General features: G+C 71.6%; 20 protein-coding genes. 8 read left to right on the top strand and 12 right to left on the bottom strand.

Annotated features, from left to right (window positions below; translation table 11 throughout):
* The first annotated feature begins 24 nt into the window (after nt 1-24).
* Nucleotides 25-201: a hypothetical protein gene (locus QZL85_RS01410; RefSeq protein WP_295572707.1), complete on the top strand. Its 177-nt coding sequence runs from the start codon at nt 25-27 to the stop codon at nt 199-201.
* A gap of 6 nt (nt 202-207) precedes the next feature.
* Here the strand turns inward: QZL85_RS01410 and QZL85_RS01405 are convergent, their stop codons facing one another.
* Complete coding sequence (locus QZL85_RS01405; protein WP_295572705.1) at nt 208-807, bottom strand: gamma carbonic anhydrase family protein; 600 nt, start codon at nt 805-807, stop codon at nt 208-210.
* 171 nt (nt 808-978) lie between these two features.
* On the opposite strand from QZL85_RS01405, the gene gdhA reads away from it, so the two are divergent.
* Both gdhA and QZL85_RS01395 read left to right on the top strand, forming a co-directional pair.
* Entirely contained in the window at nt 979-2,316 is a 1,338-nt protein-coding gene (gdhA, locus tag QZL85_RS01400; RefSeq protein WP_295573897.1) for an NADP-specific glutamate dehydrogenase, read from the top strand.
* Between the two features lie 16 nt (nt 2,317-2,332).
* Nucleotides 2,333-3,757: a basic amino acid/polyamine antiporter gene (locus QZL85_RS01395; protein ID WP_295572703.1), complete on the top strand. Its 1,425-nt coding sequence runs from the start codon at nt 2,333-2,335 to the stop codon at nt 3,755-3,757.
* 3 nt (nt 3,758-3,760) lie between these two features.
* Here QZL85_RS01395 and mfd read toward each other — a convergent pair whose 3' ends face one another.
* The 3 genes from mfd to QZL85_RS01380 form a co-directional block, all read right to left on the bottom strand.
* Nucleotides 3,761-7,369 (bottom strand): transcription-repair coupling factor, encoded by a 3,609-nt coding sequence (mfd, locus tag QZL85_RS01390; protein WP_295572701.1) that lies wholly within the window; start codon nt 7,367-7,369, stop codon nt 3,761-3,763.
* 36 nt (nt 7,370-7,405) lie between these two features.
* The gene (pth, locus tag QZL85_RS01385) at nt 7,406-7,990 is read right to left on the bottom strand and encodes an aminoacyl-tRNA hydrolase (protein WP_295572697.1); all 585 of its coding nucleotides are present in this window, start codon (nt 7,988-7,990) and stop codon (nt 7,406-7,408) included.
* Nucleotides 7,991-8,067: 77 nt separating this feature from the next.
* Entirely contained in the window at nt 8,068-8,703 is a 636-nt protein-coding gene (locus QZL85_RS01380; RefSeq protein ID WP_295572694.1) for a 50S ribosomal protein L25/general stress protein Ctc, read from the bottom strand.
* Nucleotides 8,704-8,901: 198 nt separating this feature from the next.
* Here QZL85_RS01380 and QZL85_RS01375 point away from each other — a divergent pair, with 198 nt between their 5' ends.
* On the top strand, nt 8,902-9,024 hold the full coding sequence (locus tag QZL85_RS01375) for a hypothetical protein (protein ID WP_295572692.1): 123 nt from the start codon (nt 8,902-8,904) through the stop codon (nt 9,022-9,024).
* Here the strand turns inward: QZL85_RS01375 and QZL85_RS01370 are convergent.
* Nucleotides 9,009-9,521 (bottom strand): gluconokinase, encoded by a 513-nt coding sequence (locus QZL85_RS01370; RefSeq protein ID WP_295572689.1) that lies wholly within the window; start codon nt 9,519-9,521, stop codon nt 9,009-9,011. The two genes, QZL85_RS01375 and QZL85_RS01370, sit on opposite strands and share 16 nt — an antisense overlap.
* A gap of 85 nt (nt 9,522-9,606) precedes the next feature.
* On the opposite strand from QZL85_RS01370, the gene gndA reads away from it, so the two are divergent.
* Nucleotides 9,607-11,055 (top strand): NADP-dependent phosphogluconate dehydrogenase, encoded by a 1,449-nt coding sequence (gene gndA / locus QZL85_RS01365; RefSeq protein ID WP_295572687.1) that lies wholly within the window; start codon nt 9,607-9,609, stop codon nt 11,053-11,055.
* A 97-nt stretch (nt 11,056-11,152) separates the two neighbouring features.
* Nucleotides 11,153-11,314: a VanZ family protein gene (locus QZL85_RS01360; RefSeq protein WP_295572684.1), complete on the top strand. Its 162-nt coding sequence runs from the start codon at nt 11,153-11,155 to the stop codon at nt 11,312-11,314.
* 34 nt (nt 11,315-11,348) lie between these two features.
* Here the strand turns inward: QZL85_RS01360 and QZL85_RS01355 are convergent, their stop codons facing one another.
* From QZL85_RS01355 to QZL85_RS01345, 3 genes are read right to left on the bottom strand one after another with little or no spacing between them, the layout of a single operon-like run.
* On the bottom strand, nt 11,349-12,362 hold the full coding sequence (locus tag QZL85_RS01355) for a CorA family divalent cation transporter (RefSeq protein ID WP_295572681.1): 1,014 nt from the start codon (nt 12,360-12,362) through the stop codon (nt 11,349-11,351).
* A 43-nt stretch (nt 12,363-12,405) separates the two neighbouring features.
* Nucleotides 12,406-13,146: an ABC transporter ATP-binding protein gene (locus QZL85_RS01350; protein WP_295572678.1), complete on the bottom strand. Its 741-nt coding sequence runs from the start codon at nt 13,144-13,146 to the stop codon at nt 12,406-12,408.
* Nucleotides 13,147-13,176: 30 nt separating this feature from the next.
* On the bottom strand, nt 13,177-14,649 hold the full coding sequence (locus QZL85_RS01345; RefSeq protein ID WP_295572676.1) for an ABC transporter permease: 1,473 nt from the start codon (nt 14,647-14,649) through the stop codon (nt 13,177-13,179).
* A gap of 180 nt (nt 14,650-14,829) precedes the next feature.
* Between QZL85_RS01345 and QZL85_RS01340 the strand changes: the two genes are divergently transcribed.
* Together QZL85_RS01340 and QZL85_RS01335 are read left to right on the top strand one after the other, a co-directional pair.
* Entirely contained in the window at nt 14,830-15,558 is a 729-nt protein-coding gene (locus QZL85_RS01340) for a response regulator transcription factor (RefSeq protein WP_295572674.1), read from the top strand.
* Nucleotides 15,555-17,087: a cell wall metabolism sensor histidine kinase WalK gene (locus QZL85_RS01335; protein ID WP_366208635.1), complete on the top strand. Its 1,533-nt coding sequence runs from the start codon at nt 15,555-15,557 to the stop codon at nt 17,085-17,087. The genes QZL85_RS01340 and QZL85_RS01335 overlap by 4 nt, the downstream gene beginning before the upstream one ends.
* Before the next feature lie 6 nt (nt 17,088-17,093).
* Here the strand turns inward: QZL85_RS01335 and QZL85_RS01330 are convergent, their stop codons facing one another.
* The 4 genes from QZL85_RS01330 to QZL85_RS01315 are packed head-to-tail and all read right to left on the bottom strand — an operon-like array spanning nt 17,094 to nt 22,784.
* The gene (locus QZL85_RS01330) at nt 17,094-18,644 is read right to left on the bottom strand and encodes an FAD-dependent oxidoreductase (RefSeq protein WP_295572672.1); all 1,551 of its coding nucleotides are present in this window, start codon (nt 18,642-18,644) and stop codon (nt 17,094-17,096) included.
* On the bottom strand, nt 18,641-19,519 hold the full coding sequence (locus QZL85_RS01325) for an FAD:protein FMN transferase (RefSeq protein ID WP_295572671.1): 879 nt from the start codon (nt 19,517-19,519) through the stop codon (nt 18,641-18,643). The genes QZL85_RS01330 and QZL85_RS01325 overlap by 4 nt, the downstream gene beginning before the upstream one ends.
* Nucleotides 19,516-19,983 carry an FMN-binding protein gene (locus QZL85_RS01320; protein ID WP_295572668.1) on the bottom strand — a complete coding sequence of 156 codons (468 nt, stop codon included), beginning with the start codon at nt 19,981-19,983 and terminating at the stop codon, nt 19,516-19,518. The genes QZL85_RS01325 and QZL85_RS01320 overlap by 4 nt, the downstream gene beginning before the upstream one ends.
* Complete coding sequence (locus tag QZL85_RS01315) at nt 19,980-22,784, bottom strand: HAD-IC family P-type ATPase (RefSeq protein ID WP_295572665.1); 2,805 nt, start codon at nt 22,782-22,784, stop codon at nt 19,980-19,982. The genes QZL85_RS01320 and QZL85_RS01315 overlap by 4 nt, the downstream gene beginning before the upstream one ends.
* Nucleotides 22,785-22,794: the final 10 nt, after the last annotated feature.

The raw sequence follows: 22,794 nt of genomic DNA, 5'->3' as shown, positions 1-22,794 counted from the left end.
GCGCGCCGGGGTTATCGTGTGCGCATGGACGGGAAGACAGCGGTATCCGCGGAGGTCTGCCCCTCGTGCGGCTCCTTCGACGTGCGGGCGATCGAGCCCCGGTGGTTCCAGGTCGACGTCGACCGGCGCTCCGAGCTCGACCGAGGGTGGGCGGAGCACATCGACTTCGCGTGCCGCGACTGCGGCCTCAGCTGGACCTGACCGGCGTCAGTCCACGCGCCGGTCGTCGGCGTGGCGCGCGAGCGACGAGCCGTAACGCTCGGTGAGCTGCATCATGAGGTCGGGCGTTTCGCGGTCCAGGCCGAAGACGTAGCCGGGGAAGTCCAAGTCGTGCTGCAGCTCCCAGATCTCGTCGTGCCGGTCCGGTGAGAGCAGCTGGGCGGGGTCCCCCACCGCGACCCAGCCGATCGGCACGACCGTCTCGGGGGGCAGCACCGTGCGGAGGTGCACGACCGCGTTGATGCGCACCTCGCAGCGCTCCCCCACGCGCGCCCCGTTGAACACGCGCGTCCCGGTCGCGAGGAACACCTCGTCGGAGATCGTCGCGCCGGAGATGCTCGCCATGGGCCCGACGAGCACGTGCGAACCGATGCGCACAGCGTTGACGGACGTCGCACGGATGAGGGCGTTCTCCATCACGATGACGTTCTCGCCCAGGATGACGGGGCCGCCCTCGGCCGTGATCACCGCGCCGTGGAGGACCTGGCATCCCGGGCCGATCGTGACATCGCCGGAGATGACGGCCGTGGGCGCCACCACGGCGTCCGGATGGATGCGGGGCTGCGCCCCGAGATGCTCGAATCGCATGGCGGCTCCCTCGCGTCCCCGCCAGCGTAGCCGCCTGTCATCCGGACGGAAGGCCGCACGACCGGGATTAAAGTTGAAGGGGCCGCTCGCGCCCACCCCCTCCCGGCAGAAAGCTCCACTGTGCCTCACACCTCTGCGCCTGAATCCTCCGCGCCTGAAACGCTCATCGCCCTGCCCGACTCCGTGCGCCCCGTCTTCGACGCGGTCGTGGCCCGCAACCCGCACGAGCCCGAGTTCCAGCAGGCGGTGCACGAGGTCCTGCACTCCATCACGCCGGTGCTCGAGGCGCACCCGCAGTTCGTGGACGGCGGCATCCTCGAGCGCATCGTGGAGCCCGAGCGGCAGATCATGTTCCGCGTGCCGTGGGTCGACGACGCCGGGAAGCTGCAGGTCAACCGCGGCTACCGCATCCAGTTCTCCTCGGTCCTCGGCCCCTACAAGGGCGGTCTCCGTTTCCACCCGTCGGTCAACCTCTCGATCATCAAGTTCCTCGGCTTCGAGCAGATCTTCAAGAACGCGCTCACCGGCCAGGGCATCGGCGGGGCGAAGGGCGGCAGCGATTTCGACCCGCACGGCCGCTCCGCCGGCGAGGTCATGCGGTTCTGCCAGTCGTTCATGAACGAGCTGTACCGCCACCTCGGCGAACACACCGATGTGCCCGCCGGTGACATCGGGGTCGGGGCGCGCGAGATCGGCTACCTGTTCGGCCAGTACCGCAAGATCACCAACCGGCACGAGTCCGGCATGTTCACCGGCAAGGGGATCCAGTGGGGCGGCGCCGAGGTGCGCACCGAGGCGACCGGCTACGGCGCCGTCTTCTTCGCGCAGGAGATGCTCGCGGTGCACGGCGAGCGCCTCGACGGCAAGCGCGTCGCGGTGTCCGGCTCGGGCAACGTCGCGATCTACGCGATCGCGAAGGCCCGCCAGCTCGGCGCGACGCCTGTCACGGCATCCGACTCGTCCGGCTACATCGTCGACGACGCCGGCATCGACCTGGATCTCCTCCGTCACCTGAAGGAGACGCAGCGCGCCCGGATCTCCGCGTACGTCACCCACCGCCCGCACGCGCGCTTCGTCGAGGGCGCCCGCCCCTGGGAGGTGCCGGTCGACATCGCCCTCCCGTCCGCGACGCAGAACGAGCTCGACGAGCACGACGCGCGCGCCCTCATCGCCGGTGGCGTCCGCGCCGTCGCCGAGGGCGCCAACATGCCCTCGACGCCGGCCGCCGTCGCGGCCCTGCAGGCTGCCGGCGTGCTGTTCGGACCGGGCAAGGCGGCCAACGCCGGCGGCGTCGCGACCTCTGCGCTGGAGATGAGCCAGAACGCGTCGCGGCAGCGCTGGGGCTTCGAGGACAGCGAGGGGAAGCTGCACGCCATCATGCGGGACGTCCACCGCGCCGCCTTCCAGGCCGCCGAGCGCTACGGCGCACCCGGCGACTACGTCGTGGGCGCGAACTCGGCCGGTTTCGAGCGCGTGGCACACGCCATGCTCGCGCAGGGCGTGATCTGAGGCGCGGGGTGACAGCGTGACAGCGACGCCCGCTCCGGCCGGCTCCCCCGCCAAGGTCTCCACCCTCACCCTGTCGACGTTCGTCGTCGGCTCGATGGTCGGTGCCGGCGTCTTCTCGCTGCCCGGCCAGTTCGCGGCCTCGGCGGGTGTCGCGGGGTCCCTGCTCGCCTGGGCGCTCGCCGGGACGGGAACGCTCATGCTGGCGCTGGTCTTCCAGCGCCTCGCCGTGCAGGCGCCGCACCTGGACGCCGGCGTGTTCGCGTACGCGAAGGCGGGCTTCGGCGACTACCTGGGGTTCGTCTCGGCCTTCGGATACTGGGCGAGCGCGGTCGCCGGCAACGTCTTCTACTGGGTGTTCGTCACGACCACGCTCGGCGCCGTCTTCCCCGCCCTCGGCGAGGGCGACACCCCGGCGGCGATCCTCGTGGCGTCTGCCGGCCTGTGGCTCTTCTACGGGCTCATCCGGCGCGGGGTGACGCAGGCGGCGGCGCTGAACCGCGTCGTGACGATCGCGAAGGTCGCCCCGATCGTGCTCTTCGTCGTGCTGTGCCTGTTCGCGTTCGACCCGGCCGTCTTCGCCGGGAACTGGACGGGCGGCGTGGATGGCCCGCCGCTGTGGGACCAGGTCACCTCGACGCTGCTCGTGACCGTCTTCGTGTTCATCGGGATCGAGGGCGCGAGCGTCTACTCCCGCCACGCCCGGCGCCGCCGCGACGTGGGGCGCGCGACGCTCCTGGGGTTCGTGAGCGTCCTCGCCGTCTTCGCGTCCGTGACGCTCGTGTCCTACGGCGTGCTGCCGCGCGCCGAGATCGCGGCGCTGCGCCAGCCGTCGATGGCCGCGATCCTCGAGGAGGCGGTCGGTCCGTGGGGCGCCGTGTTCGTCGGGGTGGCCCTCATCGTCGCGGTGCTGGGCGCCTACCTCGCGTGGACGCTCATGGCCGCCGAGGTGCTGCTCGTCGCCGCCCGCGCGGGCGTGCTCCCCCGCCCGCTGCGCCGCGCCGACGCGAAGGACGTCCCGGTCGGGGCCCTCACGATCACGACGGCGCTCGCGCAGCTGATGCTGATCGTCGTCCTGTTCTCCGACAACGCGTTCGACATCGCCCTGGACCTCACGGGCGCGCTCATCCTCATCCCGTATCTGCTGTCCGCGGCGTTCGGCCTCAAGCTCGCGCTCACCACCCCGGGTCCGCTCCGCCTCGGCGCCGTCGTCGTCTCGGCGCTCGCGACGGCGTATACGGCGTTCCTGCTCCTCGCCGCCGGGGCGACCTACGTCCTGCTCTCGCTCATCGTCCTGGTGCCGGCGACGGCGCTGTTCGCGGCGGCCAAGCGGGAGCGCGACGAGCGGGTCTTCACGCCGGCCGAGTGGGTCGTCTTCGCCGTCGCGGTCGCCGGGGCCGTCACCGCCGCCGTGCTGCTGGCGACCGGCGCCATCGGTCTCTGAGGCTCAGGCGCCCGTCGTCGCGTCCGCGGCCGGCTGCTCCGCGACCGGAAGCGGGAACAGCTGGTCCAGCAGCTGCGCCGTCCACGCGATGAGGTCGGTGTCCACGACGCTCTCCCCGCCCGCCGTCGGCAGGGGCACGATCATGGCGTCTCCGCCGGAGAGGATCTTCGCCTTCGGGTGCAGCCGCTGCATCCGCACCCGGAGCGAGTCCGGGAGGTGCGCGGGCGCGATCCGCAGGTTCGGTCCCATCGCGACGACGTCCGTGAGGCCCGAGCGGGCGGCGCGACGCCGCAGGCGGGCGACGGCGATGAGGCCCTCGACCTCTCGCGGGAGGTCGCCGTAGCGGTCGACGAGCTCCTCGACGACGAGGTCGATGGTCTCGTCCTTCGCGGTGGCCGACGCCGCCCCGGAGAGCTTCTGATACGCCTCCAGTCGCAGCCGCTCGCTGTCGATGTACGACTCCGGGATACGCGCGTCCACGGGCAGCTCGAGCCGCAGCTCGGCGGGACCCTCGGTCTCCTCGCCGCGGAAGGTGGAGACGGCCTCGCCGATCATCCGCAGGTACAGGTCGAAGCCCACGCCCGCGATGTGGCCGGCCTGCTCGGCGCCGAGCATGTTGCCGGCGCCGCGGATCTCGAGGTCCTTGAGCGCCACCTGCATCCCGCTGCCCAGGTCGTTGTTGACCGCGATGGTCTCCAGGCGGTCGGAGGCCGTCTCGCTCAGCGGCTTCATCTCGTCATAGAGGAAGTACGCGTACGCGCGCTCGCGGGCACGCCCCACGCGGCCGCGCAGCTGGTGCAGCTGGCTCAGCCCGTACTTGTCGGCCCGGTCGATGATGATGGTGTTCGCGTTCGCGATGTCCAGGCCCGTCTCGATGATGGTCGTCGAGACCAGCACGTCGGCGCGGCGCTCCCAGAAGTCGTCGACGACCTGCTCGAGCGCGTGCTCGCCCATCCGGCCGTGTGCCACGGCGATGCGCGCTTCGGGGACGAGTTCGGCCAGCTGCGCCGCGACGCGCTGGATCGACTGCACCCGGTTGTGCACGTAGAAGATCTGCCCCTCGCGCAGCAGTTCGCGGCGGATCGCCGCGGCGACCTGCTTGTCGCTGCGCGGGCCGACGTACGTGAGGATCGGATGCCGGTCCTCCGGCGGCGTCTGCAGCGAGGACATCTCCCGGATGCCGGTGACCGCCATCTCGAGCGTCCGCGGGATGGGCGTCGCGCTCATCGCGAGGATGTCGACGTTCATCTTCAGCTTCTTCAGCTTGTCCTTGTGCTCGACCCCGAAGCGCTGCTCCTCGTCGATGATCATGAGGCCGAGGTCCTTGAAGATCACCTGGTCGGTCAGGATGCGGTGGGTGCCGATGACCATGTCGACGGTGCCGTCGAGGAGGCCGTCGAGGGTATCGCGCGCCTCCTTGTCGGTCTGGAAGCGCGACAGGGCACGCACCTTCACGGGGAACCCCGCGAACCGCTCCGTGAACGTCTCGATGTGCTGCTTGACGAGCAGGGTCGTCGGGACGAGCATCGCGACCTGCTTGCCGTCCTGGATCGCCTTGAACGCGGCGCGGACCGCGACCTCCGTCTTGCCGAACCCGACGTCGCCGGAGAGCAGGCGGTCCATCGGGATCGGGCGCTCCATGTCGGCCTTGATCTCGTCGATCGTCTGCAGCTGGTCCGGCGTCTCCGCGAAGGGGAACGCCTCCTCCAGCTCTCGCTGCCACGGAGTGTCCGGGCCGAAGGCGTGCCCCTTCGCGGCCATGCGCGCCGAGTAGAGCTTCACGAGCTCGACGGCGATGTCGCGCACGGCGCGGCGGGCCTTGCCCTTGGCGGCCGCCCAGTCGCTGCCGCCCATCTTGGAGAGGGTCGGAGCCTCACCGCCGACGTAGCGCGAGAGCAGGTCGAGCTGGTCGGTGGGGACGAAGAGCTTGTCGCCGGGATACCCGCGCTTGGACGGCGCATACTCCAGCACGAGGTACTCACGCGTGGTCTTCACCGCGTTCCGCCCGCCCGTGGAGACCTCCCGCTGCACGAGCTCGACGAACCGTCCGATGCCGTGCGTCGTGTGCACGACGAAGTCGCCGGCCTTCAGCTGCAGCGGATCGACGACGTTCCGGCGGCGCGACGCGAGCTTCTTCACGACGCGCGAGTCCGAGCCGATCGTGCGCCCGTAGAAGTCGCTCTCCGTGAAGACGGCGAGCTTCGCTTCGGGAGCCTGGAAGCCGTTCTCCAAGGTCGCGACGACGGCGACCGCGATGCCCGGCGGCGGCTCCTGATCGACCCGCTCGACGGTCCGGGCCGCGATGCCGCGCTCGGCGAGGACGTCGCGCGCGCGGTCGACGAGGCCCGTGCCGGAGGCGACGACGACGACCCGCCACCCGTCCGCGAGCAGCGCCCCGATGTGTCCGGACGCCCCGTCGACGTTGCCGTGGAAGGAGGGCACGACCGACCCGACGACGAGCACAGCGCCGTCCGGCGCGTCGGCGACACCGTCTGCGGAGATCTCGGCCGCCCCGGAGTCGAACGTGCTGAAGGTCCACCACACGCCGCCGCGGGCGGCGGAGGCCTCGCGGAGGGCGGGCAGCGTGAGGAAGTCGCCCTCGCCGAGATCGACGGGCGTGTCGGCGCCCGCGGTCGCCGCGCTCCACGCCGCCTCGAGGAATTCGCGATTGGTCTCTGTGAGCGTCACGGCGCGCGCGACGGCGCGCTCCGGATCGACGAGGCCGACGGCGGTGCGGGCGGGCAGGTAGTCCACGAGCGGGACGACGGCGTCGGCCAGGGCCGTGAGGAGCGATTCCATGCCCTCGACCGGGATGCCCTCGGACATCTTCTCCAGCATGCCGCGCAGTCCCGGGAAGCGGCCCTGCAGGTCGGCCGCGCGGCGACGGACTTCCGGGGTCAGCAGCAGCTCGCGGCTCGCCGTGAGGACGACGTCCGTGATCGCGCCGGGGAGGGAGCGCTGGTCGGCGACGGAGAATGCGCGGATCTGATCGATCTCGTCGCCGAAGAACTCCACCCGGTAGGGGTGGTCGGCGACCGGCGGGAAGACGTCGAGGATGCCGCCGCGCACGGCGAACTCGCCGCGCCGGGAGACCATGTCGACACGGTGGTAGGCCAACTCGACGAGACGCCGGATGACGGCATCCAGGTCATGACCGCGCCCGCCGACCGCGAGTTCGACGACGCCGGCCCGGTCGAGCCCGGAGGCGAGCGGCTGGGTCGCGGAGCGCACCGAGGCCGTCACGATGAGGGGGACGGTGCCGTCCCAGGCGGCGACGCGGCGGAGGACCTCGAGGCGCTGTCCGACCGTCTCGGCGCTGGGGCTCAGCCGCTCGTGCGGGAGCGTCTCCCACGCCGGGAAGTGCAGGACGAGCGCGCCGGGGACGAGGCACTCCAGCGCCGTGCCCACGCTCTCGGCCCGGCGGCCGGTCGGGGCGATCACGAGGAGCGAGGCCGGCAGGCCGGCGGCGCGGCGTCGTTCGAGGAGGCCCGCGAGCACGGGGGCGTCCAGGCCCGGGGTGAGCGAGAACTCGCCGTCGACGACGGCTTCGCCCATCGCATCCCGGAAGGACTCCGCCTGCTCGAGGGCGCGCACGATCCCGGGAACTGTCACCGGACGAGTCTAAGCCCGGCCGCCGACACGGGCGTCTCAGGCGCGGGGAGCGTGGTGCTTCTGCTGCGCGGCGACGAGGCCTTCGTCGATCAGCTGCTCGACGGCATCGGCGGCGTCGGCCAGCACGAGCGGCAGCTCCTTGCGCTCCGTGCCCCCGAACGCGTCGAGGACCCAATCGGCGGGGGCCTGCCGGCCGGGCGGGCGGCCGATCCCGACGCGCACCCGGGGGAAGTCCGCCGTGCCGAGCGCCTTCTCGATGTCGCGGACGCCGTTGTGACCGCCGTGGCCGCCCCCGACCTTGAGCTTGAGCGAATCGAAGGGGATGTCGAGCTCGTCGTGGATGACGACGACGCGCTCGGCGGGGATGCCGTAGAAGGCGGCGAGAGCGGAGACCGGCCCGCCGGAGACGTTCATGAAGGAGTTGGGCTTGGCGAGGACGATCTTCGCGGCGCCGGGACGCAGCCACGTCTCGGCGACCCGCGCGTTCGCCTTGTGGGCACGCAGGGTCTCCGAGCGTCGCGCGGCGAGCTCGTCCACGACGAGCTGCCCCACGTTGTGCCGGGTCATCTCGTAGCGCGCTCCGGGGTTGCCCAGTCCCACGACAAGCCAGGTGTCGGCCATGGCGCCCTCTCCCTTCGACGACGGAGCCCGCCGCCACCAGTATCGGTGGAGACGGGCCCCGGGACGTGCGGTGCGGATTACTCGGAGGCCGCTTCGGCGGACTCGGCCCCGGACTCCTCGCCGGCGGCGGCGGAGGCGGCGTCGGCGGCCTCGTCGTCGGCGGTCGGGGCGGCCGGAGTGGTGATCGCCACGATGAGGGTCTCGCCGTCGGTGACGAGCGCGGAGCCCTTGGGCAGCTTGAGGTCGGCGGCCGTGATGTGCGCGCCCTCCTCGAGGCCCTCGACGTCGACCTCGATGTTCTGCGGGATGTGCGTGGCCTCGACCTCGAGCAGCACCGTGGTGTTGTCGAGGTTGACGATCGTGCCGGCGAAGGACTCACCCGTGACGACGATGGGCACGTCGACCTGGATCTTCTCGCCCTTCTTCACGACGAGCAGGTCGATGTGCTCGATGATCTGGTGCACCGGGTCCTTCTGCACGTCCTTCACGAGCGTGAGCTGCTGCGTGCCGTCGACCTCGAGCTCGAGCACGGCGTTCGCGCGGCGGATGAGCAGCGCGACCTGGTGGCCGGGCAGGGCGACGTGGACGGGCGTGGTCCCGTGTCCGTAGATGACGGCGGGGATCTTGCCGGCGGCGCGGAGGCGACGGGCGTAGCCCTTGCCGAAGCTGTCACGCAGCTCGGCGATGACCTTGGTGTCGGTCTCAGTCGACATGGTTGTTCTCCTTGTGGGGCCCTCGCGGCCCAGATGTGGTCTGTGTCTCGACTCGAACGCATGCGCGTGAGGAAAGCCGCGAAGCCTGCATCACCGCGTCGATCACGGATGCGTGTGCACCCCTCGCCGAAGTTGTCCCTCAGTCTATCAGCGCGCCCGATACGATGAGGACGTCAGATCGGACGACGGAGGAGACCCATGGAATACGGCTGGATGTCGCACGCGCTCGGCTGGATCATCGGCCTCATGACCGTCGTCGCGACCGTCGGCGCCGCCGGCGCCCTGTGGTCGATGGGACGCACCTCCTACCGCAAGGACTGAGGCCCGTCACCGCCGAGGCGGCGCTTGAGCAGCGACGCCGCACGCTCCACCACCGACACGAGGTCGGCATCGTTCGCGATCCGCACGCCCGGCTCGTCCGCCGCGAGCGGCTCGAGCACGGCGAGCTGCGAGTCCAGGAGCGCCGGCGGCATGAAGTGGTCACGCCGCGACATGCGCTGCGCGAGCTCGGCCACCGGTACGACGAGTTCGACGAACACGGCATCGGGCGCGGCCGCCCGAATGCGGTCCCGGTAGACGCGACGCAGCGCCGAGCAGGCGACGACGAGGTGCGGCTCGCGGGCGAGCACGATGCCGACGATGTCGAGCCAGGGTTCCCGGTCGGCATCCGTCAGCGGAGCTCCGGCGGCCATCTTCGCGACGTTCGCCGCGGGGTGCAGGTCGTCGCCGTCCACGAAACGCGCGCGCACCTGAGCGGCCAACGCTGCTCCGACGAGCGACTTGCCCGAGCCGCTGGGCCCCATCACGACGATCCGCATGACCGCATCCTGTCATGCGGCGGCGGACGATCCGGGAGCACCGGTACGCTGAAACGGTCCCCCGCACACCTCGAGGAGTCCCACAGTGCCCGAAGCAAGCGCGAACATCGGAGTCGTCGGACTCGCCGTCATGGGTTCGAATCTGGCCCGCAACCTCGCCAGCCGTGAGGGGAACACCGTCGCGGTGTTCAACCGGTCGCGGTCCAAGACGGATGAGCTGGTCACCGCGCATCCGGAGGCCGGGTTCGTGCCGGCGTTCTCCTACGAGGAGTTCGCGGCGTCGCTGGTGAAGCCGCGGACGGCGATCATCATGGTCAAAGCCGGGGCCGGGACGGATGCGGTGATCGACGCGCTGACGGGGGTGTTCGAGCCGGGTGACATCATCGTGGACGGCGGGAACGCGCTGTTCACCGACACGATCCGCCGGGAGAAGACGGTCCGGGAGACCGGGATCAACTTCGTCGGCGCCGGGATCTCCGGCGGTGAGGAGGGCGCCCTCCTGGGCCCCTCGATCATGCCCGGCGGGTCGGATGAGTCCTGGGTCACCCTCGGCCCGATCCTGAAATCCATCGCGGCGGTCGCGGAGGGCGAACCGTGCGTCACGCACGTCGGACACGACGGGGCCGGGCACTTCGTGAAGATGGTGCACAACGGCATCGAGTACGCCGACATGCAGCTCATCGCCGAGGCCTACGACCTGATCCGCCGCGGGACCGGCAAGACCCCCGCCGAGATCGCGGACGTGTTCGCGGAATGGAACACCGGGGAGCTGGAGTCCTACCTGATCGAGATCACCGCCGAGGTGCTCCGCCAGGTCGACGCCGACACCGGCCTGCCGCTGGTCGACGTGATCCTGGACCAGGCCGGCGCGAAGGGCACCGGCGCGTGGACCGTGCAGACCGCCCTGAACCTCGGCACCCCCGTCTCCGGCATCGCCGAAGCCGTCTTCGCCCGCTCCCTCTCCTCGCACCCCGAACAGCGTCAGGTGTCGCTGGGCCTGCCCGGCGCCGAAGAGGACCTCGAGGTCGAGGACGCGGACGCGTTCATCGAAGACGTCCGCCTCGCCCTCTACGCGTCGAAGATCGTCGCCTACTCCCAGGGGTTCGATGAGATCCGCGCCGGCGCCGCCGAATACGACTGGAGCATCGACCTCGGCGCGATCGCGAAGATCTGGCGCGGCGGCTGCATCATCCGCGCCCAGTTCCTGAACCGCATCTCCGACGCCTACAACGCCGACGCGACTCTGCCGGTACTGCTGACCGCACCGTACTTCGTCGATGCGCTCTCCCGCGCCCAGAGCGCCTGGCGGAACATCGTCGCCACCGCCGCGACCGCCGGCATCCCCGCCCCCGCGTTCTCCTCCTCCCTCGCCTACTACGACGGACTCCGCGCCGACCGCCTCCCCGCCGCCCTCATCCAAGGACAGCGCGACTTCTTCGGCGCCCACACCTACAAGCGCACCGACAGAGAAGGGACCTTCCACACCCTCTGGTCCGGCGACCGCACCGAGATCGAGGCCGAGGACACCCACTGACGGTGAGCCTGCAGGCGCGCACGGTCATCGCGCGCCTGCTGCTCGCACCGCTGTCGATCGCCTACCTCGCAGTCGTCGGGTGGCTGTCGGGTTCGCCGTGAGCGCCGCCATCGAGCTCTGTCAGCTCTGGCTCCTGCCGTCGCGCTACCCCGACGCGCGGGATCTCCTGGCGAACACGACCGGCGCCGTGCTGGGCGCGGCCGTCATGGTCCTCCTGTGGTTCCTGCTCACGAGCGCCCCCGCCCGCCGTCGCCGCTGAGCGGCACCGATCGGCCGGCTGGGAGCCCGTTGGCTCAGAGCCAGTTGCGCTTCTTGAAGACGACGTACAGCCCGACGCTTGCACCCACCATGAGCGCCACGGCGAACGGATAGCCCCAGGGCTGGTCGAGTTCGGGCATGAAGCGGAAGTTCATGCCGTAGACCCCGGCGATGAGCGTCGGGGCGAACCCGATGGCCGCCCACGACGAGACCTTCTTGACCTGGTCGTTCTGCTCGAGGCCGACCCGCGTCATCTCGCGCATCTGCTCGTTGCGACGCTGCTCCACGAGCGTCGCGTGGATGGTGAGCGCGCTGTCCAGGGTGCCGCGGAACGCCGCGACGCGCGCGTCGATGTAGCGGGCGCGGTCGGCGACCTCCGCGAACGGCGCGACGGACGGGACGCCCTGCTTCTTCGCGACGATCCGCTCCACACGCTCGATGATCTCGGCGAGCGGGGCCGTCGCATGGTGCAGGTCGATCACTTCGCGCTGCAGCGCGAAGATGCGGCGCGAGACCTCCTCCTCCTCACCGAAGAGCTCCTCCTCGATCTCGTCGATGTCGTGCTCGATGCCGTCCATGACGTCGCGGTAGCCGCGCGTGACGTATTCGCACACGGCCCACAGGACCGCATACGGGCCGCGCGTGACGATGTCGGGGTACTGCTCGAGGAGCGTGCGCATGCGCTCCAGGTCGACGGCCGGGTGCGCGGAGACCGCGATCACGAGGTGGTCGCCGACCACGACATCCACCTCGTGGCACTGCACCGTCTCCGTCCGGTCGGTGTATTCCGCCGGCTGCATGACCAGGAACAGGCGATCGCCGAAGTGGTCGAGTTTGGAGCGCTGGTGCGTGCGGGTCATCTCGGCGATGCCGAGGCGGTCCAGGCCCAGCTGCTCGCCGAGCGCCACGACCTCCTCGGGAGTCGGACCCTGGAGCCCCACCCACAGCATCCCGTCCTGCTCCTCGGCGAGGGCGAGGCCCTCGGCCGGGGAGATCCCCTCCCGGACCCGCTCGCCGCGAACATAGACCACGGTGCGCGCTGTCGCCATCGTCACACCCTACGCTCGCGGCGGCCCTCCTCCGATCCGCGGGTCAGCGCGTGATGTCGGTGAGTCTCCCGCGGTCCAGACGCAGCCGCCGGCGCGCACGCCCGGCGACAGCGGAATCGTGGGTCACGATGACGAGGGTGAGACCCTCCGCGCTCAGCTGATCGAGGACCGTCAGGATCTCGTCGCGCATCGATTCATCGAGGTTGCCGGTGGGCTCGTCTGCCAGCAGGACGCGCGGCCGCTTCGCGATGGCGCGGGCGATCGCGACGCGCTGCTGCTGTCCGCCGGACAGCTCGCCCGGGCGGTGGTCGGCGCGGTCGGCGAGTCCGACCCGGGCAAGGGCCTCCGTGACGCGCTCCTCCCGCTCTGACCGCTCGAGGCGCAGCGGCTCGAGACCCATGTCGACGTTCTCGGCGGCAGTGAGGGTCGGCATGAGGTTGAACCCCTGGAAGACGAAGCCGATCTCCGCGGCGCGCACGGCGCCGAGCGCGGCCGGTCGCGCGGCGGCGAGGTCGGTCCCTCCGATGAGGACGTGCCCGGCGGTCGGTGTGTCGAGCGCACCGAGCAGCTGCAGGAGCGTGGACTTCCCGCCGCCGGTCGGACCCTGGATCGCGACGAAGTCGCCCTGAGCGATCTCCACGTCCACGCCGGTCAGCGCGTGCACGACGCGGCCCTTCGCGCGATAGGTCTTCGTGACGCCGGTGAGCCGGTAGGCGGGCGCGGCGCCGGAGGTGTCGATGCCGGTGTCGATGCCGGTGCCGATGGTGGGGTCGATGGTGGTCATGGTGCGGTTCCTTCTTCCGGATGCGAGGGGTCAGGCGATCGCGCGGAGCGCTTCGGCGGGACGCAGGCGCGCCGCGCGCCAGCCGCCGACGGCGCAGGCGACGAGGCCGCCGGCCACCGCGAGGGCCAGGGCGGCGAGGATGATGCCGACCGAGAGCGGGGCGGAGAGGACGATGTCGGTCGCCGTCTGCACGAGCGACGCGCCGCCCGGCATCGCGCCGCCGCGGCCGCCGGCTCCGCCCGGGACTGCCGTCGCGGCGGTGGGCGCCGAGGAGATCGTCGGCGCGACGATGTTGATGGCCACGACGCCGATGAGACCCAGGACGACGCCGGCCGCGCCGCCGATGAGCGATTGCACGACGGACTCCCCCGCGATCTGGCCGACCACGCGGCGGTCCGACCAGCCGATCGCCTTCAGGGTGCCGATCTCCCGCGTCCGTCGGGTGATGCCGGACAGGGTGAGCAGCACGGCGAGGGCGACCGCGACGGCGAGCACGATGACGGAGAGCCAGGTGCCGAGGCTCGTGATCAGGGCGCCGGCACTGGCGAGCGACCCCGACACGGTGGCGGCGAGGTCGGACTGGGAGCTGACCGTCGCGTCCGGCAGGGCCTCCTCGAGCGCCGTCTGCACGCCGGCGATGTCATCCGAGGAGGTGGCCTGCAGGTAGATCGTGGAGATGACGTCACCGGCGCCGGAGAGCTCCTGCGCGACATCGAGGGGCAGGTAGACGTCGGCCGCCGTATCGGCCGACGAGGTCGCCGAGGTGACGGTGCCGACGATCTCGATGTCGGTGCCCGCGACGTCGATCGTGTCGCCGACGGCGAGCTCGGCCGAGGCCGCATAGGTCGCGTCGAGGACGGCCACGTCCTGTCCGTCGTCGCCGGCATCCAGCATCCGCCCGTCGGCCACCGTCACGGCGGACAGCGGTCCGACCACGGTCGTCGAGGCGTCGACGCCGAGGACGCGGAACGACTCGATGCCGAACGATCCGCCGCCGAAGCCGCCGCCGCCCTCCGCGCGCGGCTGGGCACCGTCGGCGGGAGCCTCCCCGGCCTCCTCGCCGTCGGCTGGTCGCTGCGGGAGCTCACCGGAGAAGGTGGAGTTCGTGAGGCTGAGCGCGCCCGCGACGGCGGCGACGCCGTCGACCCCCGCGGCCGTGTCGAGCGTCGCGGCGTCCAGCGTGCTGCGGCCGACGTCCGTGCTCAACCGCGACTGGCTGAGGTTCGTCGTGCCGTCCTCCGCCGTCGCGCCGGCATCCTCGTCGAAGTCGAACTGCGGGCCGCCGCGGCCGCCCTCGCCGGGCTCCGCCTGCGCACCCGTGACGGTGAGGTCGGTGCCGACGCCGTACACCGACTCCAGCGCCTGGGTCTGCGCATCGCGCACGCCCGCCGACAGGGCGTTGACGATGATGACGAGCGCGATCGCGATCGCCAGTCCCGTCGCGACGATCGCGGTCTGCTTCTTCCGGCCGGACAGCTCACGGCGCAGATACGTCCAGTACATGGGTCTCCTTCCCGGCGCACCACACGCCGGCGATCCGACGGTAGGGAGGTCGATCATGCGATCACCCAGCGTCGTTCATGAGATCGCTATGCGAATCCCCGTCCGGCGGTCGCGCGATTCACAGACAGCGCATAGCGGACGCCATAGGAACCGCATAGGAAGGTGGTCACAATGGTGGACATGACGACCGCCGCCCCCGCCCTCCGCCGTGCCGACGGCTCCGCTCTCCGCGTCCTCGTGGTCGATGACGAGCAGATGCTCACCGACCTGCTCTCGATGGCCCTGCGCATGGAGGGCTGGGATGTCCGCACGGCCGGCTCCGGCTTCGATGCGCTCGCCGCGGCGCGGGACTTCGACCCGGATGCCGTCGTGCTGGACATCATGATGCCGGACCTGGACGGCATGGCGGTGCTGCAGCGGCTGCGCCACTCCGGCAACGACGTGCCGGTGCTGTTCCTCACCGCGAAGGACGCCGTCGCCGACCGGGTCGCGGGGCTCACGGCAGGCGGCGACGACTACGTCACGAAGCCGTTCAGCCTCGAGGAGGTCGTCGCGCGGCTCCGCGGGCTCATGCGTCGTGCCGGCAGTGCGACGGCGGGCGGGGCGGACCCCATGCTCCGGGTCGGCGACCTCTCCCTCAACGAGGACTCGCACGAGGTCGAGCGCGCCGGGACCGAGATCGAGCTGACCGCCACGGAGTTCGAGCTCCTCCGCTTCCTCATGCGCAACCAGCGCCGCGTCGTCTCGAAGGCGCAGATCCTCGACCGCGTCTGGAATTACGACTTCGGCGGCCGGTCGAGCGTCGTCGAGCTGTACATCTCGTATCTGCGCAAGAAGCTGGATGCCGGGCGGGAGCCGCTCATCCACACGGTCCGCGGCGTCGGCTACATGATCAAAGCGCCGCAGTGACAGATGCAGTGACGGTTCCGGTGAGCGAGCGCGCGGCGATGCTGCGGCGGCCCTGGAGCCTGCAGGCCCGCCTCATGGCGACGGTGATCGGCATCGTCGCCCTCATTCTCGTGGGCAGCGCGGTCGCGATCGGCGCGGGAGTCGGCGACGCCCTGTCGAAGTCGCTCAACGCCAACCTGGAGGCCACGACCCGGCAGCTGCAGCTGTTCGAGCCCGGACCCATGCAGAACGTGCGCGACGCCGACGACGTGCTCTCCACGGGCCGCCAGACGGCCGGCTATCTGCTGCTCGTCGACTCCCCGTTCGACGGGGTGTCCGCGGCGGTCGTCGACGAGGACCTCGACGTCACGCCCCTCACCGCGGCCCAGACGGCGGCGCTGACCCGGGATGCCGCCGGGCGGGGGCTGTCCACCGTCACCGTGCAGGGGCTCGGGAGCTACCGCGTCACCCCCTTCAAGGCCGGCACGGTGACCGGCATCGCCGGCCTGCCGCTGTCCGAACTCGAGTCGACGATCGCGGAGATCCTGACCACGATCCTCCTCGTCACGATCGGCGGCCTGCTGCTGCTCGGTGTCGCGGTCGCCCTCGTCATCCGCCGCTCCCTCGCCCCCCTGCGCGCCGTCGCCGACACCGCGACGCGCGTCGCCGCCCTGCCGCTGGCCGAGGGCGATGTCACGATCGCCGAACGGGTGCCCGCGGAGGAGGCGGACGATCGCACCGAGATCGGGCGGGTGGGTGCGGCCCTGAACACGCTGCTGGACCACGTCGGCACGTCACTGACGGCCCGTCAGCGCAACGAGGAGCGGATGCGGGCGTTCGTCGCGGACGCGAGCCACGAGCTGCGCACGCCGCTCGCTTCCATCCGCGGTTACTCCGAGCTGTCGCTGCGCGGCATCCGGCAGAGCCGGGAGACCACCGGGGAGAGCCGCGCACTGGCCGAGGCGACGGCGCAGAATACCGAACAGGCGCTCGAGCGCATCCAGGCGCAGTCGCTGCGGATGACGGCGCTCGTGGAGGACCTGCTGCTTCTCGCGCGCCTGGACGAGGGCAAGGAGCTCGTCTACGGCGCCGTCGACCTCACCCGCCTGGCCGTGGAATCGGTCACCGATGCCCGCGCCGCCGGACCCGACCACGCGTGGGCGCTCGAGGTCGACGATGCGCCCGTCGTCGTCGCGGGCGACGCGTCGCGCCTGCACCAGGTGAGCGCGAACCTGCTCGCGAACGCCCGCGTCCACACGCCGCCGGGGACGCACGTCACGATGAGCGTGACGGTCGAGGAGGGCAGCGCCGTGCTGCGCGTGCAGGACGACGGCCCCGGCATCGATCCGGCGATCGCCGGCGGGCTGTTCGAGCGCTTCGCGCGGGCGGACGTGTCGCGGGCGCGCCAGACCGGCGGGACGGGCCTCGGACTCTCGATCGCGAAGGCGATCGTGGAGGCCCACCACGGCACGATCACGGTCGACAGCCGCCCGGGCTCGACGACCTTCGAGGTGCGCCTGCCGGCTCGCCCCGCCGATCCGGCGGCCTGATCCCGGTCAGTAGCCGGAGAAGGCGTCGGACGTGATCGACCGGGCCTTCTCCAGCGCCGGCGCGAGGTCGGCGATGAGGGCGGGCGGCCCGGAGATGTAGGCGTGCCGTGCCGCGATGTCGGGCACGACCTGCAGGAGGCCGTCGGCGTCGAGCCGCACGCCCTTCGCCCATCGCCAGTGGGCCGGGAGGTCCGCGGGCTCGGTGCGTGTGAACACGATGACCGGAACCCCGGAGGCCTCGAGGTCGTCGCGGAACGCGAGCTCCTCGGCATCCGATGCGACGTACACGAAGACGATGTCGCGGTCCTCCTGCGCGAGCCGGGTGTGCCGCAGCTGCGACACGAACGGCGTGACGCCGATACCGGCTGCGACCATCAGCACGGGCGCGCCGGTGCGCTGCGGCAGCACGAAGTCGCCCCAGACACCCGTCACCGCGAGCGACTCCCCCGCACCGACGGCCGCGAGGGCCTTCTTGTAACTGGACTGCGATCCTTCCCGCAGCGCGATCTTGACGAGTGGCAGCTCGTCCGGCGACGAGACGATGCTGAACTCGCGCCGCGTGCCGCGGGAGTCCGGATGCGGATGCGGCACCTCCAGCTCGAGGTACTGACCCGGCGCGAACCGCAGACCGCGCCGGGCCTGGAACGTCAGTTCGCGGACGGTCGGGGTCAGCGCGCGGCGCTCGACGAGCGTCAGCCGGACCGCCGAGCGGAAGGCGAACGCGAAGGCGACGAGGTTCCCGACGAGGAGCGCGCGTTCCTGCCCCAGCGTGACGGCCCCGATCGCGATCGGCCAGCCCGCGAGGACCCCGACGACGGCCGCGACGAGGAACTGCTGGCGGCGGCGCGGCGGCAGCGTGAGGGGCTCGGACAGCATGAACGCGCCGAGGAAGAGGAACGGCGAGGACCAGAGGATCTGCCAGAACACGGTGCCGAGATCGAACGCGAGCCCGGCCTGCTGGAACTGCACCGATGCCCGCATGACGGCCACGGCGACCGCGACGACGAGGAACACCGCGATGACCCTGATCTTCTCGGTCCGCAGGAGCACGATCAGCCCGAGGACGATCACGGGCGCCGCGAGGAACGGCGACCCCACCCACCACGACGAGGCGCCGAGCGCGGGGAGCCAGACGCTCAGCACGGTGAGGAACGCGGCCCCCACGGCGGCGGGGTTGAAGATGTGCCGGCCCTGCCACGCGAGCACGTACTTCGACGCGGACGCCACGACTCCGGCGACGGCGATCCCGACGAGCTCCCAGGGCGCGAGCGTCGGGCGCAGCACGAACAGGAGGATGAGGACGGTGATGAGCGAGGACTCCCACCGCCAGGCGCGGCCCAGGAGGCGGTGCGCGACGGCGTCGGTGGCGGCGCACGCGGCGCCCAGCACGAGCCACGTCACGACGAGCTCGAGCGGGGTCGGCGCGAGCACGTCGAAGAAGGTCAGGACGAAGGCGATGGCCCCGAGCGCGGCCAGCGCGAACACGACGAGGCGGTACATCGACAGGCGCCCGACGATCGCGAACGCACGGTTCCACAGGGCTGTCAGTCCGCTCATGACTCCACGCTATCGGCCCCCAGGAACAGGTCGGCGCGGCATCCCGGAGACCATTCGACGCACCCGTCGGTCATCATCCGCACCCAGGAGACGTGGTGCGCGGCGGCGAACGCCGGCCCGCCGTCGAAGAACAGCGCCGTCGCGGCGGCGTCCGCGACCATGGTCGTCGCCGCGACGGCCCAGGTCGCCGCGATCGTCCGGACGGGCTCCCCCGTCCGCGCATCCAGCACGTGATGCAGCCCGTCGCCCCACGCGCGCCGGTTCAGGGCCGACGCGCACAGCGCGGCATCCGTCACCTCCCACACCCCGATCGCCCGCGACGTGTCGTACGGATGCTCCAACGCGATGCGCTGCGTCATCCCCCGCACGATGAGGTCGCCGCCGCCGTCGACGACGACGGGGCCGTTCACGGCCGCCGCGACGAGGTCGACGAGGCGGCCCTTCCCGAGCGCCCCGACGTCGATGACGGCCGGTGCCGTGAGCGTGAGCCTCCCGGCGTCCCACGCGAGGCGATCCGCCCAGTCGGCGGGCGCGGCCTCGGCGCCGGTGTCGACGAGGCCGTACGCCGGGTCGTAGCCGCGTCGCGCGAGCGGCCCACCCACGAGCGGGTTCACGGCCCCGGCGGTCGCCGCCGAGAGCGCTGTGAAGAGGTCGAGCATCGCGGCACCGTCGCGGGGCAGCGGCACGGCGCCCGCGCCGCGGGCGAGGGCCGTCACGAGCGAGTCGGCGCGAAAGCGCGACCAGGCGCGGTCGAAGTCCTCGACGATCCCGCGCACCGCGGTGCGGACGTCCGGACCCAGCACGTGCGGCGTCTGCACCTGCCAGCGCGTGCCGATCGCCTCGAACTCCCACGGGGGCGAGGCGCCGCGCGTCATGCCGCCGCGTCGTCCCGGATCGCCGCCAGCGCGTCGTTGAAGCCGCCACTGGTGAGGGACGAGCCGGCGACGCGGTCGACGGAGACCTCGTCGATGTCCTTGCCGACGACCTCGCCGGAGATGCCCCCGATGAACTCGGACTGGTACCGCTCGGACTCGGGGTTCTGCGGATCGCCGGTCACCTGGACGTCGGTGATGACGTCGCCCTCGAGGGTGACGGTGACCGAGATGGTCTCGACCGTGCCCCCGCCGTCGAGGTAGGACCCGTCCGCGGAGTACGTGCCGTCGGCGTAGCCGGCCGCTCCCGCACTGCCGGTCTGCAGCGGAGCGCTCTCGGCCTCGTCCGGGTCGGCGGTGGCCGCGGGGGTCGTGGTGCCGGCGCACCCGGCGAGGGCGGCCATGCCGGCGACGGACGCCGCGGCGGCGAAGCCGGCGCGGCGGGAAAGCGAGGTGGTGCGGATCATGGCGGTCCTCCTGGGGTCGCTGGACGATCTCGGTCTCCGCGGGGGGATGCGGTTCCGGCATCCTCACCGACCAACCTATGCTCCCGCTCCGAATGCGGATGCATGGATCCTTCCGTTCCGCGCCGCCGCACCCATTTGAGCGCCTCGACGACCAGGAAGATCACGATCGACAGCGCGAGCGGGAGGAGCCAGTCCTGCGCGGCGAGGGGCCGGGATTCGAAGAGGGTGTTCATGAACGGGACGTACGTGTAGATCAGCTGCAGCACGATGAGCGCGAGCGCCGACCACCAGATGACCGGGTTGCCGCGGAGCACCTGCGGAGTGAGGCTCGAGCGCGACAGGAAGCGGCAGTTGAAGAGGAAGGCGAGCTGCCCGAGCGCGAGCATCGTCACGGCCTCGGTGCGGGCGTAGGCGATGTCGTGGCCGGCCGCGACGACGAGCCCGAAGATCGCGAGCGTCGCCCCGCCGATGAGGAGCGACACCGTGAGCACGAAGCCGAGCTCCCGCATCGAGATGATCGAGCCCCCGGGGCGGCGGGGCGGCCGGGTCATGATGCCCGCTTCGGCGGGCTCGTAGGCGAGCGCGAGCGACAGCGTCACGGCCGTGACCATGTTGACCCACAGCACCTGCACGGGGGTCAGCGGAAGGGTCAGGCCGAAGACGACGGCGATGAGGATGACGAGGGACTGGGCGCCGTTGGTGGGGAGGATGAAGACGACGGACTTCCGGAGGTTGTCGTAGATGCGCCGGCCCTCGCGGATGGCGCTGCGGATCGTCGCGAAGTTGTCGTCGGCCAGGACGATCTCGGCCGCCTCCTTCGTCGCCTCGGTGCCCTTGATGCCCATCGCCACCCCGACGTCGGCGCGGGTGAGGGCGGGGGCGTCGTTGACGCCGTCGCCCGTCATCGCGACGACCTCGCCGTGGGACTGGAGGGCACGGACGATGCGGATCTTGTGCTCGGGGCTCGTCCGCGCGTACACGTCGACGTCCCGGACGACCTCCTTGAGCTGCTCCTGGCTGAGCGCCTCGAGCTCGCCGCCCGTGAGGACCCGGACGTCGCCCTCCCCGCCGACGAGACCCATCTCCCGACTGATCGCGAGGGCCGTGCCGGCGTGGTCGCCGGTGATCATCTTCACGCGGATGCCGGCGGCGTGGCAGTCGGAGATGGCCTCGATGGCCTCCGGCCGCGGCGGGTCGAGGATGCCCCAGAGGCCCAGGAACTCCAGATCCTCGAGGTCGTCCATCGCGACGTGCGCCGCACGCGTGGGCTTGCGGGCGCCCGCGAGGACGCGGAGGCCCTGCGCGCTCAGCTCGTCGACGGCGTGCTCCCAGAACGCGCGGTCGAGGGGGACGGAGCCGTCGGCGCCGCGCTGCGTCAGCGATCGATCCAGCAGCCGGTCCGGCGCCCCCTTCACGAGGATGGCCCGCGCCCCGTCCGGCGACTCGTTCAGTGTCGCCATGAACTTGTGCTCCGAGTCGAACGGGACGACGCCGATGCGGCGCGTGCCCTCGGCCGTCGCGCCGCCCTTGATCGCGACGACCTTCAGGGCCCCCTCGGTGGGCTCGCCCACGAGCATCCATCCTTCGGGTCCGTCGACGATGTGCGCGTCGTTGCAGAGCGTTCCGGCGGCCAGGAGCGCCGCGAGGTCGGCGCCGGACGCGCGCGCCCCGCCGTCCTCGGCGAGGATCTCCCCCTCCGGCTGATAGCCCAGTCCGCTCGTGCGGTACCTCCCGAGCGGGGTGACGAGGCGGCGCACCGTCATCTCGTTCTTGGTGAGTGTGCCGGTCTTGTCCGAGCAGACGGTCGTGACCGAGCCGAGGGTCTCGACGGCGGGGAGCTTGCGCGTGATCGCGCGACGCCGGGCCATCTGCTGGACGCCGATGGCGAGGGTGATCGTCACGAGCGCCGGGAGGCCCTCCGGGATCGCGGCGACCGCGAAGCCGATGGTCGCCGACGTGAGCTCCCCCAGCTCCATCCCGTGCAGGTACTTGCCGATCAGCAGCATGACGACGGCCATGCCGAGGATGACGAGGGTCAGGACCTTCCCGAAGGCGGCGAGCTGTTTGGTCAGCGGGGTCGCGAGACTGCCGGCGTCGCCGACGAGGGCCTGGATCTTCCCGATCTCCGTGCCGGCGCCGGTCCCCGTCACGATGCCGCGGCCCTGCCCGCCCGAGACGATCGTTCCGGAGAAGGCCATCGACGTGCGGTCGCCGACTCCTGCGGTCTCCGCGACCGGCTCGACCTGCTTCGACGACGGCACCGACTCGCCCGTGAGCGCGGCCTCGTCGACCCGCAGCTGGTGCGCCTGCGTGAGACGCAGATCGGCCGGGACCTTGTCACCGGGCGCGAGCCGGACGATGTCGCCCGGAACGAGCTCGGCGGCCGGGATCGTGGTCCACCCGCCGTCGCGGCGGACGCTCGCGTCGGCCGACAGCATCCCGCGGATCCCGGCGAGCGCCTTCTCGGCGCGCCCCTCCTGCACGAAGCCGATCACGGCGTTGATGATCGCGACGGACATGATGACCCAGAAGTCGAGCCAGTCGCCCATGATCGCCTTGATGGCGGCGGCGGCCAACAGGATGTAGATCAGCGTGTCGTTGAAGTGCGTGAGGAAGCGCAGCCAGGCGGGCGTCCGGGCCGGTTCCGGGAGGACGTTCCGGCCGACCGCTGCCAGGCGCGCAGCGGCATCGTCGGCGGCGAGTCCGCTCCCGTCCGCCCGCAGCGTGGCGTGGACGTCGGCGATCTCGAGGGCGTGGGCTCCGGTGACGGAGAGGGCGGTGGGGGCAGGGGCCGTGGCCATGCCCGGAGTC

The organism is uncultured Microbacterium sp. (genome assembly GCF_900078385.1).
In the GTDB taxonomy this organism is placed as follows: Bacteria; Actinomycetota; Actinomycetes; order Actinomycetales; family Microbacteriaceae; genus Microbacterium.
The sequence above is the reverse complement of the archived record's forward strand: the minus strand, read 5'-3'. Positions and strand labels throughout refer to the sequence as shown.